The 15,719-nt window shown below is 71.2% G+C and carries 14 protein-coding genes and 2 tRNA genes; 8 read left to right on the top strand and 8 right to left on the bottom strand.

Going from position 1 to position 15,719, the window contains the following annotated elements:
- Window positions 1-74: 74 nt before the first annotated feature.
- Both ACWC5C_RS30510 and ACWC5C_RS30505 read right to left on the bottom strand, forming a co-directional pair.
- Window positions 75-731: an alpha/beta hydrolase family protein gene (locus tag ACWC5C_RS30510; RefSeq protein WP_450880608.1), complete on the bottom strand. Its 657-nt coding sequence runs from the start codon at window positions 729-731 to the stop codon at window positions 75-77.
- Window positions 731-1,564, bottom strand: coding sequence for an SOS response-associated peptidase (locus ACWC5C_RS30505; RefSeq protein WP_450880606.1), 834 nt, complete (start codon window positions 1,562-1,564; stop codon window positions 731-733). The genes ACWC5C_RS30510 and ACWC5C_RS30505 overlap by 1 nt, the downstream gene beginning before the upstream one ends.
- A 48-nt stretch (window positions 1,565-1,612) precedes the next feature.
- Here ACWC5C_RS30505 and ACWC5C_RS30500 point away from each other — a divergent pair, with 48 nt between their 5' ends.
- From ACWC5C_RS30500 to ACWC5C_RS30485, 4 genes are all read left to right on the top strand, one after another.
- Window positions 1,613-2,326: a M50 family metallopeptidase gene (locus tag ACWC5C_RS30500; RefSeq protein ID WP_385440502.1), complete on the top strand. Its 714-nt coding sequence runs from the start codon at window positions 1,613-1,615 to the stop codon at window positions 2,324-2,326.
- Between the two features lie 91 nt (window positions 2,327-2,417).
- Window positions 2,418-3,794: a 3-phosphoshikimate 1-carboxyvinyltransferase gene (aroA, locus tag ACWC5C_RS30495; protein ID WP_450880604.1), complete on the top strand. Its 1,377-nt coding sequence runs from the start codon at window positions 2,418-2,420 to the stop codon at window positions 3,792-3,794.
- An 11-nt stretch (window positions 3,795-3,805) separates the two neighbouring features.
- Window positions 3,806-4,813 (top strand): ribosome small subunit-dependent GTPase A, encoded by a 1,008-nt coding sequence (gene rsgA / locus ACWC5C_RS30490; protein ID WP_450880602.1) that lies wholly within the window; start codon window positions 3,806-3,808, stop codon window positions 4,811-4,813.
- A gap of 272 nt (window positions 4,814-5,085) precedes the next feature.
- On the top strand, window positions 5,086-5,409 hold the full coding sequence (locus ACWC5C_RS30485) for a DMT family transporter (protein WP_385440508.1): 324 nt from the start codon (window positions 5,086-5,088) through the stop codon (window positions 5,407-5,409).
- Here the strand turns inward: ACWC5C_RS30485 and ACWC5C_RS30480 are convergent.
- Complete coding sequence (locus ACWC5C_RS30480) at window positions 5,406-6,041, bottom strand: TetR/AcrR family transcriptional regulator (RefSeq protein WP_450880600.1); 636 nt, start codon at window positions 6,039-6,041, stop codon at window positions 5,406-5,408. The two genes, ACWC5C_RS30485 and ACWC5C_RS30480, sit on opposite strands and share 4 nt — an antisense overlap.
- A 101-nt stretch (window positions 6,042-6,142) precedes the next feature.
- Here ACWC5C_RS30480 and hisN point away from each other — a divergent pair, with 101 nt between their 5' ends.
- Window positions 6,143-6,937 (top strand): histidinol-phosphatase, encoded by a 795-nt coding sequence (gene hisN / locus ACWC5C_RS30475; protein ID WP_450880598.1) that lies wholly within the window; start codon window positions 6,143-6,145, stop codon window positions 6,935-6,937.
- A gap of 183 nt (window positions 6,938-7,120) precedes the next feature.
- On the top strand, window positions 7,121-7,513 hold the full coding sequence (locus tag ACWC5C_RS30470) for a CBS domain-containing protein (protein WP_385440546.1): 393 nt from the start codon (window positions 7,121-7,123) through the stop codon (window positions 7,511-7,513).
- Window positions 7,514-7,589: 76 nt separating this feature from the next.
- Here ACWC5C_RS30470 and ACWC5C_RS30465 read toward each other — a convergent pair whose 3' ends face one another.
- Window positions 7,590-9,071, bottom strand: coding sequence for a catalase (locus tag ACWC5C_RS30465; RefSeq protein WP_450880596.1), 1,482 nt, complete (start codon window positions 9,069-9,071; stop codon window positions 7,590-7,592).
- A 125-nt stretch (window positions 9,072-9,196) separates the two neighbouring features.
- Between ACWC5C_RS30465 and ACWC5C_RS30460 the strand changes: the two genes are divergently transcribed.
- Window positions 9,197-9,610: a Fur family transcriptional regulator gene (locus ACWC5C_RS30460; RefSeq protein ID WP_450880594.1), complete on the top strand. Its 414-nt coding sequence runs from the start codon at window positions 9,197-9,199 to the stop codon at window positions 9,608-9,610.
- Between the two features lie 97 nt (window positions 9,611-9,707).
- Here the strand turns inward: ACWC5C_RS30460 and ACWC5C_RS30455 are convergent.
- From ACWC5C_RS30455 to ACWC5C_RS30440, 4 genes are all read right to left on the bottom strand, one after another.
- Window positions 9,708-9,781: transfer RNA gene (locus ACWC5C_RS30455), tRNA-Met, on the bottom strand.
- A gap of 73 nt (window positions 9,782-9,854) precedes the next feature.
- Window positions 9,855-11,681 (bottom strand): tetratricopeptide repeat protein, encoded by a 1,827-nt coding sequence (locus ACWC5C_RS30450; RefSeq protein WP_450880592.1) that lies wholly within the window; start codon window positions 11,679-11,681, stop codon window positions 9,855-9,857.
- Between the two features lie 179 nt (window positions 11,682-11,860).
- A tRNA-Met gene (locus ACWC5C_RS30445) sits at window positions 11,861-11,934 on the bottom strand.
- Between the two features lie 54 nt (window positions 11,935-11,988).
- Window positions 11,989-14,901, bottom strand: coding sequence for a UPF0182 family membrane protein (locus ACWC5C_RS30440; RefSeq protein WP_450880846.1), 2,913 nt, complete (start codon window positions 14,899-14,901; stop codon window positions 11,989-11,991).
- Window positions 14,902-15,035: 134 nt separating this feature from the next.
- Between ACWC5C_RS30440 and ACWC5C_RS30435 the strand changes: the two genes are divergently transcribed.
- Entirely contained in the window at window positions 15,036-15,602 is a 567-nt protein-coding gene (locus tag ACWC5C_RS30435; protein WP_450880590.1) for a PPA1309 family protein, read from the top strand.
- Window positions 15,603-15,719 lie beyond the last annotated feature (117 nt).

Raw genomic sequence — 15,719 nt, 5'->3', positions numbered from 1 at the left:
ACGCGGTCAGTACCTACGGTTCGTGTAACACCAACCCCCGGGGTGGCATTCCCGTGATCTCACCCACACCCCCCTCAGAGGCGCGCCAGCCACTCCCCGACGGCCTCGGTGATCACGGCCATGGCCTCCGGTTCCGTGAGGTCCGCGGACTTCGGCACGGCGAAGCCGTGATCGCCGTACGGCACCTCCGTCAGCTCCATGGCCTCCGGCAGCGCCGGGAACTCGCCGGGGCGTCCGAAGGCGTCCCGGCCGCCCTGTACGACCAGTGTCGGCAGGCCGCTGGAGAGCAGTTCCCCGGCGCGGGACTTCTCCGGCTTGCCCGGCGGGTGCAGCGGGAAGGACAGCGCCAGCACCGCGCGGGCGCCCAGCTCGGCCGCCGTACGGCAGGCCACCCGCGCCCCCGCGCTGCGGCCGCCCGCGACGACCGGCAGGCCGGGCCGCTCCAGCGCGGGCCACAGCGCCCGCCAGCCGGTGTCGAGGGTCTTCGGCGCGGGCGCGACCTTCTTGCCCGCCACCCGCCACGGCTGCTCGACCAGCGCGACGCTCACCCCGCGCGACGGCAGCGCGACGGCCAGCGCCCGCAGGTCGCGCGCCTCGATGCCACCGCCCGCGCCGTGCGAGACGGCCAGCACGGTGTGCGCGCCGGAGGCGTGGTGCCAGGTGATACGGGCGTCGCCGACCGGGGTCGGCACGGTCTCGGCGGTGGGGGCTGGGGCTGAGGTGCGCGTCATCAGAACAGAGTGCCCTCTTCCGGACCCTCCAGCTCGGTCAGCAGCTCCGGTCCGTTGTTACGGACGTCACTCACCCCGGTCGCCACGGGGTACGCGCGCAGCAGCCCCGCGGGCGGCGGCGCCAGCAGCGGACGCAGCTCGTCGGGGTCGGTACGGGCCGGATCCAGCCAGGAGTCCCACCGGTCCTCGGTGAGGACGAGCGGCATCCGCGGATGGATGTCGGCCAGCGAGCCGGGCCCCTCGTCTCCGACGGCGCCGCCCGCGAACGGCTCCCGCTCCGCCTCGGTGGTGATCACCGTGCAGGTCACCCACCAGGCGCGCGGATGCTCGTCCGGCAGCGTGCGGTCCCGCCAGAACTCGTACAGCCCGGCCATCGCCATGACCGAACCGTCCACCGGGGTCACGAAGTACGGCTGCTTGCGCGGCCGTTTGCGCTTCCCCTTCTCCTCCAGCTGCCGCTCCCCCGACCCGGTGACCCACTCGTAGTAGCCGTCGGCGGGCAGGATGCAGCGGCGCGAGGCGAAGGGGCGCCGGTACGAGGGCTTCTCGTGCACGGTCTCGGCCCGCGCGTTGATCATCTTCGCGCCGCCCTCGGGGGACTTCGACCAGGACGGTACGAGGCCCCACTTCAGCGCCCGCAGCTGGCGGACCGGCCCCGGCCCGGCGGCCTCGGCCCCGGGGCCTTTGAGCGGGCGTTCGAGCACCGCGTACACGTCCTTGGTGGGCGCGACGTTCCAGTCGGGCGCCAGCGTCTCCTCCGGCTCCCACTTCTGAACTCCGAAGAGCCCGACGAGATCCTCAGGTCTCCGGCTCGCTGCGTATCGACCGCACATAGGTGCCACACTGCCACGACGCCAACCGACGCGAGGAGCCGCCCGCACATGGACGCAACGAACGCCGCCGATCTGTGGGACCGGGTCGTAGGAGCCCAGCCCGACCCCACGCTGTGGCTGGTCGCCTCCACCGGGCTGATCGCCCTCGCCGTCGTCGTCTTCCGTACCTCCTGGCGGATATCCCGCAACGCGATCACGATCGCCCACGAGGGCGGCCACGGACTGGTCGCGCTGCTCAGCGGGCGGCGCCTGGACGGCATACGGCTGCACTCGGACACCTCGGGGCTGACCGTCTCGCGCGGCAAGCCCACCGGCATCGGCATGGTCCTCACGGCGGCCGCCGGTTACACCGCGCCCTCCCTGATCGGGCTGCTCGGCGCCTGGCTGCTGGCCGCCAACCACATCACCGCGCTGCTGTGGGGCACGACGGGGCTGCTCGCCGTGATGCTGGTGATGATCCGCAACGCGTACGGCGTGCTCACGGTCGTCACCGCCGGGGCCGCCTTCTTCCTCGTCTCCTGGCTGACCGAACCGGACGTACAGGCCGCGTTCGCTTACGGCGTGGTCTGGTTCCTGCTGCTCGGCGGCGTCCGTCCGCCCTTCGAACTCCAGCGCAAGCGGCGGTCCGGCGGAGCGCATGACTCCGACCCCGACCAGCTGGCCCGGCTCACCAATGTCCCGGCCGTGGTGTGGCTGCTGCTCTTCCACGTCGTCTCGCTGTGCTCGCTGATCGGCGGCGGCCGCTGGCTGCTGCGACTGTGACCCGTACCCCTGTACCAGCGCTGTGTTTCGACCGGGTTTCGCCACTTTTGATCGAGATTCGCACTCTCGGTGAGCCACTAAAGTGAGACCCATGACCGGCATTGAGACTTCCCCGGGCGATCACACCGCCCTCTGGCCCGCCCCGACCGCTGACGGGGCGGTCGACGCGACCGTCACCGTGCCCGGATCGAAGTCCGTCACCAACCGCGGTCTGATCCTGGCCGCGCTCGCCGCCGAGCCCGGCTGGCTGCGCCGCCCGCTGCGCTCCCGCGACACCCTGCTGATGGCCGACGCGCTGCGCGCGATGGGCGTCGGCATCGAGGAGACGGTCTCCGACAGCGCCTTCGGCGCGGGCGGCTCCTCCGGCGGCGGCGAGGCATGGCGGGTCATCCCCGCCGGACTCCACGGCCCGGCCACCATCGACGTCGGCAACGCGGGCACCGTGATGCGCTTCCTGCCGCCGGTCGCCTCCCTCGCCGACGGCCCGGTCCGCTTCGACGGCGACCCGCGCTCGTACGAGCGTCCGCTGCACGGCGTGATCGACGCCCTGCGCGCCCTCGGCGCCCGTATCGACGACGACGGCCGCGGCGCGCTGCCGATGACCGTGCACGGCGGCGGGGCGCTGGACGGCGGCCCGGTCCGCATCGACGCCTCGGCGTCGTCCCAGTTCGTCAGCGCGCTGCTGCTGTCCGCGCCGCGCTTCAACCAGGGCGTGGAGGTGCGTCACATCGGCGCCGCGCTGCCCTCCCTGCCGCACATCCGGATGACCGTCGACATGCTGCGCGCGGCGGGCGCGCGGGTCGACACCCCGGAGGCGGGCGGCGAGCAGGGCGTCTGGCGGGTCGCGCCGAGCGCGCTGCTCGGCCGGGACCTGGTCGTCGAGCCCGATCTGTCCAACGCGGCGCCGTTCCTGGCCGCCGCCCTGGTCACCGGCGGCCGGGTGACCATCCCGGACTGGCCGGAGCACACCACCCAGCCCGGTGACGCGCTGCGCCGGATCTTCACCGACATGGGCGGTTCCTGCGAGCTGACCGAGGCCGGGCTGACCTTCACCGGCACCGGCCGGATCACCGGCATCGACGCCGATCTCCACGAGGTCGGCGAGCTGACCCCGGTGATCGCGGCGGTCGCGGCGCTGGCCGACTCCGAGTCCGTCCTGCGCGGCATCGCCCATCTGCGGCTGCACGAGACCGACCGGCTGGCCGCCCTCGCCAAGGAGATCAACGAACTCGGCGGCGACGCCGTGGAGACCGAGGACGGGCTGCGCATCCGTCCGCGCCCGCTGCACGGCGGGATCTTCCACACCTACGAGGACCACCGGCTGGCCACCGCCGCCGCCGTCCTGGGCCTGACCGTCGAGGGCGTGCAGATCGAGAACGTGGCGACCACGGCCAAGACCCTGCCCGACTTCCCCGGCCTGTGGACCGGAATGCTCGACGCGACACCATCCCCGGCGCGGGGAGCCTGAGGCGTTCCGCCATGCGCCGCTACGGCAAGCACACCGACGAGGACGACGTACGGGTCCGCCCGAACCGCAAGGGCAATCGTCCGCGTACCCACATCCGCCCCAAACACGAGGACGCCTCCGAGGGCATGGTCCTGACGGTCGACCGGGGCCGTCTCCATGTCCTCATCCAGGACCGCACGATCATCGCCATGAAGGCCCGCGAACTCGGCCGCAAGGGCGTCGTGGTCGGCGACCGGGTGGCGGTCGTCGGCGACCTGTCCGGCGCCAAGGACACCCTCGCGCGCGTGGTGCGCGTCGAGGAGCGGTCCTCGGTGCTGCGCAGGACCGCCGATGACGACGATCCGTTCGAGCGGGTGGTCGTCGCCAACGCCGAGCAGCTGGCCATCGTCACCGCCCTCGCCGACCCCGAGCCGCGGCCCCGGCTCATCGACCGCTGTCTGGTGGCCGCGTTCGACGCCGGGCTCGAACCGCTGCTCGTGCTCACCAAGTCCGATCTGGCGCCCGCCGAAGGCATCCTGGAGACCTACCGGACGCTCGGCGTGCCCTTCGTCGTCACCAACCGCGACGAGCTGGCGGGCGGGGAGGCCGCGGACCGCGTGCGCGAGCGGCTCGCGGACCGGATCACGGTCTTCGTCGGCCACTCCGGCGTCGGCAAGACCACTCTGGTCAACGCCCTGGTGCCGGAGCGCAAACGGGCCACCGGACGGGTGAACGCGGTCACCGGCCGAGGCCGCCACACCACCACCTCGGCGCTCGCGCTGCCCCTTCCGGACGACAAGGGATGGGTGATCGACACCCCGGGCGTGCGGTCCTTCGGACTGCACCATGTGGACCCCACCCGGGTCATCGGCGCCTTCCCCGATCTGCGGCCGGGCACCGAGGAGTGCCCGCGCGCCTGCAGCCACGACGAGCCGGACTGCGCCCTGGACCAGTGGGTGACCGACGGCCACGCCGACCCGGCGCGGCTGTACTCCCTGCGGAGGCTGCTGGCCACCCGCGAGCGGCGGGAGGGCGACTGACCCGCCCCGCCGACGCGGTGTTTGTCGCCCGCTGCCGGAGTAAATGGATAATCACATCCGGTAGCCCTGGCCAGAACCCAGGCGGGCGAGACAGCAGCCCTAAACCCTTACGGGAGGACATCTGTGTGACTCCTCCCCCTCCCGCAGGAGGGGGCTTCTCGCTCGGCCGCCATGGCGGCCTCGTGACGGCCAAGCCCTGACCGGCGCCCAACGGCGCAACACGAAGCGTAGCGGATCGACAGCGCTCCGCGTCAACGCGTGAAGGAGATTCGATGGCGTGGCTGCTGGTCGTGGTCGCCGGGCTTCTGGAAACGGGCTTCGCCGTCTGCCTCAAGCTCTCGCACGGGTTCACCAGGCTCTGGCCGACGATCGCGTTCTGCGCGTTCGCGCTCGGCAGCTTCGGGCTGCTGACGATCTCCCTGAAGAAGCTCGACGTGGGGCCCGCGTACGCGGTGTGGACGGGCATCGGAGCGGCCGGGACGGCGATCTACGGCATGGTCTTCCTGAATGACCTGGTCTCCGTGCTGAAGATCGTCTCCATCACGCTGGTGATCATCGGCGTGGTGGGCCTCCAGCTCTCCGGCTCGGGGCACTAGACGCTACGGCCGAGGGCGCCCCGTACCGCGCTCGCCACCTCCACGGCGGGCGCGGGCACCAGGACGTACGACAGCGCCAGCCGCGCGGCCGTGTCGCAGGCCCGGGCCAGCTCCACCGGGCCGCCCGGCGGCCACTCCGCCGCCAGCAGCCGCACCGCCCGGTCCCGCGCCTGGCCCAGCAGGTCGACGGGCGTGGGCACCGGCTCCCCGGCGGCGGCCCGGCGCGAGCGGGACGAGCGGGGTGAGCCGGACGAGCGCGGCGGGTCACCGGCCGGGGCGGGATGCACGGGGGACGGCAGCCGTTCGTTCCAGCATCCGGTGAGCGCCGCCCGCACCAGCGGGTTCTCGGTCCCGGCCCGGACCGTCCACACGGCCGCGGCCGCCAGCCGCTCACCGGGCCCGGCGGCGCCCGGCACCCCGGTCAGGGCCCGCTCGACGCCGCTGAGATACCGCTCGGCCTCGCGCCGCACCAGGGCCAGCGCGAGGCCGTCCTTGCCGCCGAACTCGTTGTAGAGGGTCTGCCGTGACACTCCGGCCGAGGCGGCGACGTCAGTCATCCGGATCCTGGCCCATGGACGGCTCGCGAGGGCGGCGAAGGCCGCCTCCAGTAACGCTTCACGCGCTGCGGGCATCGTCGCCTCCCAGACCCCTGCCCGCACAGAATTGACGGTCCGCCAGATGCTGTCAATAGCCTCCTGTGGATCGCCCCGGTGCGGATAGATACTGTTCGGCCATGGCCGACTACCACGATGACCTGCGTTTCGCCCACGTACTGGCCGACGCCGCCGACGCCCAGACCATGGAGCGCTTCAAGGCACTCGACCTCAAGGTCGAGACGAAACCCGACATGACGCCGGTGAGCGAGGCCGACAAGGCGGCCGAGGAGCTGATCCGCTCCCAGCTCCAGCGCGCCCGCCCCCGGGACGCGGTCCTCGGCGAGGAATTCGGCAGCCAGGGCACCGGGCCGCGGCGCTGGGTGGTCGACCCGATCGACGGCACCAAGAACTACGTGCGCGGGGTGCCGGTCTGGGCCACCCTGATCGCGCTCATGGAGCGCGGCGCGGGCGGCGACCGGCCCGTGGTCGGCGTGGTCTCGGCACCGGCGCTGGGCCGCCGCTGGTGGGCCGCCGAGGGGCTGGGCGCGTACACCGGGCGGAGCCTGTCGTCGGCGTCCCGGCTGCACGTCTCGAAGGTGGCCGACCTGGGGGACGCGTCGTTCGCGTACTCCTCGATCAGCGGCTGGGAGGAGCGCGGCAGGCTGAACGGCTTCCTCGACCTGACCCGCGCCTGCTGGCGCACCCGTGGCTACGGCGACTTCTGGCCGTACATGATGGTCGCCGAGGGATCGGTGGACCTGTGCGCCGAGCCGGAACTGTCCCTGTGGGACATGGCGGCCAACGCGGTGATCGTCCAGGAGGCGGGCGGCCGCTTCACCGGGCTCGACGGCGTACCGGGCCCGAACAGCGGCGACGCGGCGGCGTCCAACGGGCTGCTGCACGGCACGATGCTGGATTACCTGGGCTCGTAGGGGCCTGTCAACGGAGCGTATGAGCGCATCAGGCGGCGGGTCGACTCCCGCGCGCCCTTGTTGAGTCCGGCCGAGCATGTGAACATGAGAATTCAGGACCTTGTGAACTTGTGAATCCGTTCTCGAACGCCGTCTGCGCGGTCCGCGCGGATTCCCTCCAAGGAGGTGTCCCCATCCATGCCCATGTACGTCCGCGACGCCATGAGCTCGGTGGTCCTGACCATCGGCCCCGCACATACGCTCCGTCAGGCCGCCCGGCTGATGTCCGACCGCCGCGTCGGGTCGGCCATCGTGCTCGACCCCGACACCAGCAACCTCGGCATCCTCACCGAACGGGACGTCCTCAACTCGCTCGGCTCGGGCCAGGACCCGGACCATGAGACCGCACACGCCCACACCACCGCCGACGCCGTCTTCGCCGCCCCCGGGTGGACCCTGGAGGAGGCCGCCCGCACGATGTGCCAGGGCGGCTTCCGCCACCTGATCGTCCTGGACGCGGGTGACCCGGTGGGGGTGGTGTCGGTGCGCGACATCATCCGCTGCTGGACCCCGGCCCAGCAGCCCGCGCTGGCCTGACCTCACAGGGCCCGCCCAGCACGAAGAGGCCGGAGCCCAGCGGCGTCCGGCCTCTTCGGGTAGTACGGCAAGCCGCCTAGCCGCGCAGGGCCTGGACCGCGGCCTCCAGCCGCTTGCCGTAGTCGGCGTCCGCCGTGCGGAAGTTCTCGATCGCCCGCCGCGCGATGTCATCGCGCGAGACCTGCGCGATGAAGCCCGCGAGGTTGGCGATCAGACGCTCCTTCTCCTCGTCCGACATCAGCCGGTAGAGGGTGCCCGCCTGGCCGAAGTCGTCGTCCTCGGCATGCGAGGGCGCCTCGTGGTCACCGGTCACGCCGCCGACCGTGGACGGCTGCCACAGCGGCCGGCCGGTCTCCGCCGGGCCGCCGAAGCTGTTCGGCTCGTAGTTCTTGGCGCCCGCGTGGCGGCCGTCGTACAGGAAGCCGTCACGGCCGTGGGTGCGCGCCTCGGCGGCGTGCGGGCGGTTCACCGGCAGATGGTCGGCGTTGACGCCGACGCGGTAGCGGTGGGCGTCGCCGTACGCGAAGAGACGGCCCTGCAGCATCTTGTCCGGGGACGGGCCGATGCCGGGCACCAGATGGGCGGGCGAGAAGACCGACTGCTCGACCTCGGCGAAGACGTTCCGCGGGTTGCGGTTCAGCTCCAGGGTGCCGATCTCGATCGGCGGGTAGTCCTCGTGCGGCCAGACCTTGGTCAGGTCGAACGGGTTGAAGCGGTACGCCGCCGCGTCCGCCTCCGGCATGATCTGCACCTGCACGGTCCAGGTCGGGAACTCCCCGCGCTCGATGGACTCGCGCAGATCGCGCTGGTGGCTGTCCGGGTCCTGGCCCGCGAGCACCGCGGCCTCTTCCGAGGTCAGGTTCTTGATGCCCTGGTCGGTCTTGAAGTGGTACTTGACCCAGAAGACCTCACCCGCCGCGTTGTTCCACTGGAAGGTGTGCGAACCGTAGCCGTTCATGTGGCGGTACGAGGCGGGGATGCCTCGGTCGCCGAACAGCCAGGTCACCTGGTGGGTGGACTCGGGCGACAGACCCCAGAAGTCCCAGACGTTGTCCGCCTCCTGGGAGCCGGTGTACGGGTCGCGCTTCTGGGTGTGGATGAAGTCGGGGAACTTGATGGCGTCCTTGATGAAGAACACCGGGGTGTTGTTCCCGACCAGGTCGTAGTTGCCGTCCTCGGTGTAGAACTTCAGCGCGAAGCCGCGCGGGTCGCGCACCGCGTCCGCCGAGCCGAGGTTGCCCGCGACCGTCGAGAAGCGCAGGAACGTCTCGGTCTGCTTGCCGACCTCGGAGAGGAACGCCGCGCGCGTCCACCGGGAGACGTCACGGGTCAGCGTGAAGGTGCCGTACGCACCGGCGCCGCGCGCGTGGACGACCCGCTCCGGGATGCGCTCGCGGTTGAAGTGGGCGAGCTTCTCGATCAGGTGCTGGTCCTGGACCAGGACCGGTCCCCCGGCGCCCGCCGTCTCGCTGTTCTGGTTGTCCGCCACCGGAGCACCGGACTCCGTGGTCAGCGGACCCGTGGTGTTGTCCTGGACCGTCACGTGCGCCTCCCGCATTCTCGATCGGATTCGATCCTACATTGGACTTTGTCTAAGTCAAGAGGATGTGGAGGGTCATACCCGTTCCGGTCATGGACGCAGCCACTGCTACCCTGGCCTTATCTGACTGATAGGTGAATGGCATGAGTGACCTGCTGAAACGACTCCGGGGGCGCGGCTGGCGGCTGACCGCGCAGCGGCGTGTCGTCGCCGAGGTCCTCGACGGGGACCACGTGCACTACACCGCCGACGAGGTACACGCGCTGGCGGCCGGCCGTCTGCCCGAGATCTCCCGCGCGACGGTCTACAACACCCTCGGCGAGCTGGTCTCGCTCGGCGAGGTGATCGAGGTCAGCACGGACGGCAGGGCGAAGCGCTACGACCCGAACGCGCACCACGCGCACCAGCACCTGGTGTGCGCGCGCTGCGGGACGATCCGCGACGTCCACCCCGTCGGCGACCCGCTGGCGGACCTGCCCGCGCGGGAACGCTTCGGCTTCGCGGTCTCCGCGGTCGAGGTGACCTACCGCGGGCTCTGCCCGGACTGCGCGGCCTGATACGAAAGCCCCTGGCGGGGCGCCTCCCGGCGCCCTGGCAGGGGCTCATCCATGACGAAGGGCCCGGATCCTTGAGGATCCGGGCCCTTCGTTCTCGTAGCGGGGACAGGATTTGAACCTGCGACCTCTGGGTTATGAGCCCAGCGAGCTACCGAGCTGCTCCACCCCGCGTCGGTGTGGTGAAACATTAACCCGAGGCCAACTCCGGAAGCAAATCGGTTACCCGGGCGTCATCCGCGCGGGTCTACGCGGTCAGCTCCTGCTGCAGCGCGTCCCGCAGCCGGGCCGCCCGCTCGGCGACCTCCGCCGGGCCCAGCTCGACCGCCCGGCCGCACCACCGCTGCCCCTCGGCCAGCGCGCCACGGCGGGCCGCGAGCAGCGCCAGGCGCAGCGCGGCGCGGCCGTGCCCGGCCCCGGCCGCGCGCGTCCACCACAGGGCGGCCTCCGGCTCGCTGCCCTCGCGGGCCAGCAGCAGCCCCAGGTTGAACGCCCCGTTGCTGCTGCCCGCCTCGGCGGCCATCCGGTACCAGCTGGCCGCCTCGACCACCTCGCCACGGGAGGCCGCGAGCATGCCGACGCGCACCTGGGCGCGCCGGTGGCCCTGGCGGGCGGCCCGCTCGTACCACTCCTCGTACTCGGGCACGGAGCCGTCGTCCGGCGCGACCGGGAACCGCGTCCCGGAACTGAAGCCGGTGCCGGTCGCCGCGGGGTCGCCGCCGACCGACGAGCGGTCCAGCAGCGCCGCCAGCCGGAAGGCCGCCTCGGCGCTGCCGCCGCCCGCGGCGCAGCGCAGATGGCGCTCGGCCGCCTGGTGGTCGCCCTCCCGCAGCAGGGCGATGCCGACCTGGAGGGCCGCCTCGGTGTGCCCGGCGGCCGCGGCCCGCTCGTACCACTGCCGGGCGGCCCGCTCCTCGTCCCGGCCCGCGTAGAGGATGCCCAGGTTGAACGCGGCGTCGACGCTGCCCGCCTCGGCGGCCTTGGAGAACCACGGCTCGGCGCCCGCCGCGTCGCCGCGCTGGAGCAGCAGGACGGCGACCGCGTTGGCGGCCTCGCGGTGCCCGGCGTAGGCGGCGCGGCGGTACCACTGCTCGGCCTGGGCGGTGCGGCCCTGCTCGGCGCAGAGCAGGCCGAGGTTGTACGCGCCGTTGATGTCCCCGGCGTCCAGGGCGGCCCGGTACCAGCGCTCGGCGGTCTGGGTCTCGCCCCGGTCGGCGTGGAGCGCGCCGAGCGCGTTGGCCGCGTTGCCGTCGCCGTCCTGGGCGGCGCGGCGCCACCACTCCGCGGCGCTGTCGGTGTCGCCCGCGTCGCGCAGCAGGAAGCCGAGCGCGCAGGCGGCGCGGGGCTCGCCGTCCTTGGCGGACGTCAGGTACCAGCGGCCCGCCTCCTGGGTCTCGCCGCGCTTCTCCAGCAGCGTGCCGAGGCAGAGCGCGGCGCGCCGGTGGCCGCGCGCGGCGGCCTGCCGGTACCACTGCTCGGCCTCCTCGGGCTCCGCGTCGGTACCGGTCCGGCCGCGCTCCCCGGCGCGCTCCTCGCCGCTCTCGTCGTCGGTGTGGTCGAGGAGGCGGGCGAGGCAGTACGCGGCCTCGCGGTGGCCGCGCTCGGCGGCCGTGCGGAACCACCGCTCGGCACCGATGTCGCTGCGGTGTTCGAGCAGGTCGGCGAGTGCGTACGCGCCCAGGGTGTGGCCGGATTCGGCGGACTGGCGCAGCCAGTACTCGGCGGCCGGTTCGTCGCCGCGCTCACGGTGGTGGCGGCCGAGGGCGTGCGCGGCCGCGGCGGATCCCGCGACGGCGGCGACGCGCCACCAGCCGGCCGCCTCGTCGGCGTACCCGCGCTGGTGGAGCAGGACGCCGAGGTTGTTGGCGGCGGCACGGTCACCAGCGGCCGTGGCGCCCCGCAGATACGGCTCGGCGCCATCGAGGTCGCCACGGCGCAGCAGCAGCGCGCCCAGTGCGCTCATCGACCCCGTATCGCCGGACTCGGCCGCCCGGCGGTGCCGTGTCTCTTCCTCGGCATCGTCATGCGTGTGCGCAAAACGCCCTGTCTCCAACAGACTGACCCTGTCCCCCATAAATTCCATCGTGGCATCACCCGCATCCGCCGTACACCTGGTATACCGCAGCCAGTGAGGTCACTTCAGCGTTTTGTCGACTTGCCCACAGAGAGACAACCCAAACGCTTGTATCCCGAATCGTTGAGTAGACATACAACGAGGCCCGGATCCTTGCGGATCCGGGCCTCGTCTGTCAGTAGCGGGGACAGGATTTGAACCTGCGACCTCTGGGTTATGAGCCCAGCGAGCTACCGAGCTGCTCCACCCCGCGCCGTTGTGTTCACAACTCTACCACGGCGCGGGGTTTCCCCTGGTCGCGGGCGTCTCAGCCGCTCTTCTTCTTCTCTGCGGCCTTCTGCTCCGCCTCGGCGGCCTTGTCCAGAGCGTCCTTGAGGTCCTCCTGGGCCCTGCCGTATGCCTCCCAGTCCTGGGGCTTCTGCTCCAGCGCCTTCTGGCTGTCCTCCCAGGCCTTGCCGGCGTCCTTCAGCGCCTCCTGCACCGTGGGGTCGGCGCTCGGCTTCCCGGTGCTGTCGTCCGGCGGCTGCTGCTCCCCGCCGTCCGTATCCCCGCCGTCCGGATCCTCACCGAAGACCGCGTCCAGCGCCTCGGGCAGGGTGTTCTTGAAGGCGGGTTCGTTGCCGTTGTAGGAGACGCCCACCTTCTTGAGCAGCGGGTAGTTGGAGTTACCGCCCCGCGCGTACACCGGCTCGATATAGAGGAAGCCTCCGTTGAACGGCACCGTCAGCAGGTTGCCGTACTCGATGTCCGAGTCGGTGCCCCGGAGGTTCCGGACGAACTCGGCCACTTCGGGGGTGCCGTTGAGCTTGCTCTGCACCTGCTGTGGACCGGGCACGTCATTGGTGACCTTGAGCATCCTTATGGTGCCGTAGTCCTTGCTCTTGGCGTCCGCGTCGACGGACATGAACGCCCCGAGCGTGGGCCGCCCGTTGGGAGTGAACGTCGTCGTCAGTGAGAACGCCCGCTCCTTCTGGTCCGGCATCTTCATGCTCAAGTAGTACGGCGGAACCGCGCTGCCATCCTTACGGGTGGGGTCGTCCGGCACCTGCCAGGCGTCACTGCCACTGTAGAACTGCTGCGGGTCGGTGACGTGGTAGCGGGTCAGCAGCTCGCGCTGGACCTTGAACAGGTCCTGCGGATACCGCAGATGCTCCTTCAGCTGGTCACTGATCGCGCTCTTCGGCTTGACCGTGCCCGGGAAGGCCTTCTTCCAGGTCTTGAGCACCGGGTCCTTGGTGTCCCACTCGTACAGGTCGACGGAGCCGTCGTACGCGTCGACGGTCGCCTTCACCGAGTTCCGGATGTAGTTGACCTTGTTCTGCTGGGCGACCACCGAGCGGTCCCGGCCGCTCAGCGAGTCGGCCGTGCTGTCGCCGAGGGTGGTCCGCGAGGCGTACGGATAGCCGTTGGTGGTGGTGTAGGCGTCCACGACCCACTTGATGCGGCCGTCGACCACCGCCGGGTAGGCGTCCCCGTCGATGGTCAGCCACGGGGCGACCTTCTCGACGCGCTCCTTGGGCGTGCGGTTGTACAGGATCCGCGAACCCTCGCCGATGGCGCCGGAGTAGAGGATCTGCGGCTCGCCGAACGCCACCGCGTAGGCGGCCCGGTTGACCGGGTTGGAGAGGCTGACCCCGCTCTTGCCCTTGTAGCTGGTGGTCTTCTCCCCGTTGTCCTCGTAGTCCAGCTCCTTCTGCGGGCCGCCCACGATCGAGTACTGGTTGGTCTTCTCGCCGTAGTAGACCTGCTGCCGGTAGGTCCGCAGCCCGCTGCCGGGCGGGTTCCCGCTGGTCGGCAGCCCGGCCTCGGTGAAGTCCGGGGCCCCCTGCTGGTCCGCCTCGGGGTCCGGGCTGGTGCCCTTGGCCGCGATCATGCCGTAGCCGTGGGTGTAGGTGAAGTGGTCGTTGATCCAGTTCCGCTTGGGCACACCGGCGAGGTTCAGCTCACGCACACCGACGACGGTGTCCTGGTCCTTGCCGTTGGCGTCCTTGTAGCGGTCGACATCCAGGGTCGACGGGAACTGGTAGTACTTCCGCTTCTGCTGGAGCTGCTGGAAGGTCGGCGAGACGACGCTCGGGTCGATCAGCCGGTAACTGGCCGTCGAATCGGCGGTCTGGCGCAGCTCGGCGCTGCCCTTGTCATCGGTCTTGCCGGTGTAGTCCGCCACCTTGGAGGCATCGATGCCGTACGCGTCGCGCGTGGCCTCGATGTTCTTCTTGATGTACGGCGACTCCTTGGCCTGCTCGTTCGGCTGGACCTGGAACTTCTGCACGATCGCCGGGTAGAGCCCGCCGATCAGGATCGCCGAGAGCACCATCAGCCCGAAGCCGATCACCGGAAGCTGCCAGGTGCGCCGCCACAGCGTCGCGAAGAACAGCAGCGCGCAGATGACCGCGATGCAGAAGAGGATCGTCTTCGCGGGCAGATAGGCGTTGGCGTCCACATAGCGCAGACCGGTCCAGTTGTCCGTCGCCTTGAAGTCGCTCGACTTCACCGCCAGGCCGTACCGGTCCAGCCAGTACGCGACGGCCTTGAGCGCCACGAAGACGCCCACCAGCACCGACAGATGCCCGGTGGCCGCGCCCGTCGCCCGGGCGCCCGGGCTGGTGACGCGCAGGCCCCCGTAGAGGTAGTGCACCAGGGCCGCGGCGATCAGGGAGAGCACCGTGGCCGCGAAGCCGAAGCTCAGCAGGAAGCGGTACCAGGGCAGGTCGAAGGCGAAGAAGGAGACGTCCTTGTGGAACTCGGCGTCCTTCTGGCCGAAGGGCACGCTGTTGATCCACAGCAGCCACAGCCGCCACTGCCCGGCCGCGGAGGCCCCGGCGATCAGGCCGACCAGCGCGGTGACCGCGAGCAGCACCCACTTCTTGAACGGGGCGATGCCCATCCGGTACCGGTCGAGGCTCTGCTGCTCCATCGACATCGCGCTCAGCGGCGGCCGCAGCCGGTGCGCCAGCCAGATGTTGACCCCGACGGCCGCGGACATCAGCAGACCGAAGACGAAGAACAACCCGATCTTGGTCCGCAGAGTGGTACTGAAGACCGAAGAGTAATGAAGCGACCGATACCAGAGCCAATCCGTCCAAAACCCCGCGAACATGACGAAGAGCATGGCCAGCACGGCCAGCACACCCAGGGTCATGAACAGGGTCCGGACTCGCCGAGACGGTCGGCCCACTCTGATCCGCGGTCCCGTCGGGCCTCCGCCGCGGTCCGGCATCTGGAAAGCCAAGGTGCGCACCTCGAAGTTCGCTGTTGTCGATACGGGCCCGGACAGATGGGCCCACCTGATGCAACTTACTCAGGCTTTACTCAGTTCCCGATTCCGGGTCCGATCAGGGCACGATATGAACCATGTCCAACGCAACCCCTGGTACCAGCCCTCTTGCCGCGAATCCGCTCACCCGCGCCGTCCTGGAGATCGACGACTACGCCTCCGGGCTCGGCTGGGATCAGCCCGCCCGGCTCTTCGCCCTCGTCGACACCGCCCAGCTGCGCGCCCAGGAGCCCGAGCTGGCCGGCCAGCTCGGGCTCGACGAGAGCACCGACGAGCCCGCGGCGACCTTCACCCCCATCGAGCAGGACGAGCTGCCCGCACAGACCCCGCTCGACGAATTCCTGGCCACCATCGCCTGGCCCGACGCCGTGATCGGCTGCGCCATGACCGTGGAGCGGCTGATGCTGCCGCCGTCCGCCGAGTCCTCCGTGCCGAAGGACCTGGACGACACCCAGCTGGCGTCCTGGGTCGCGGAGCACCCGGAGCGCCAGGAGGTCCGGATGACCGTCGCCGTGCTGCGGGACGGGAAGCGCGAGTCGGCGGTGCGGCTGCGCGAGAAGGACGCCGCGACCGAGGTGCTGACCGGCGCCGGTCTGGTGCCGGGGCTCGCCGACGCGCTGGCCGCGACCTTCGCCACCGACTGACGCCCGGGACGCCCCGGACGCGAGGCGGCCGCCGGACCTGGTGTCCGGCGGCGCCATCTCAGCGCCCGCCATAACGGGACTCCTGTTCCGTTAGCCTGCTTTCCCTGCTACGTTCAG

This window comes from Streptomyces sp. NPDC001700 (genome assembly GCF_053596435.1).
Note: the sequence above shows the minus strand (reverse complement) of the source record. Positions and strands in the feature narration are given on the sequence as shown.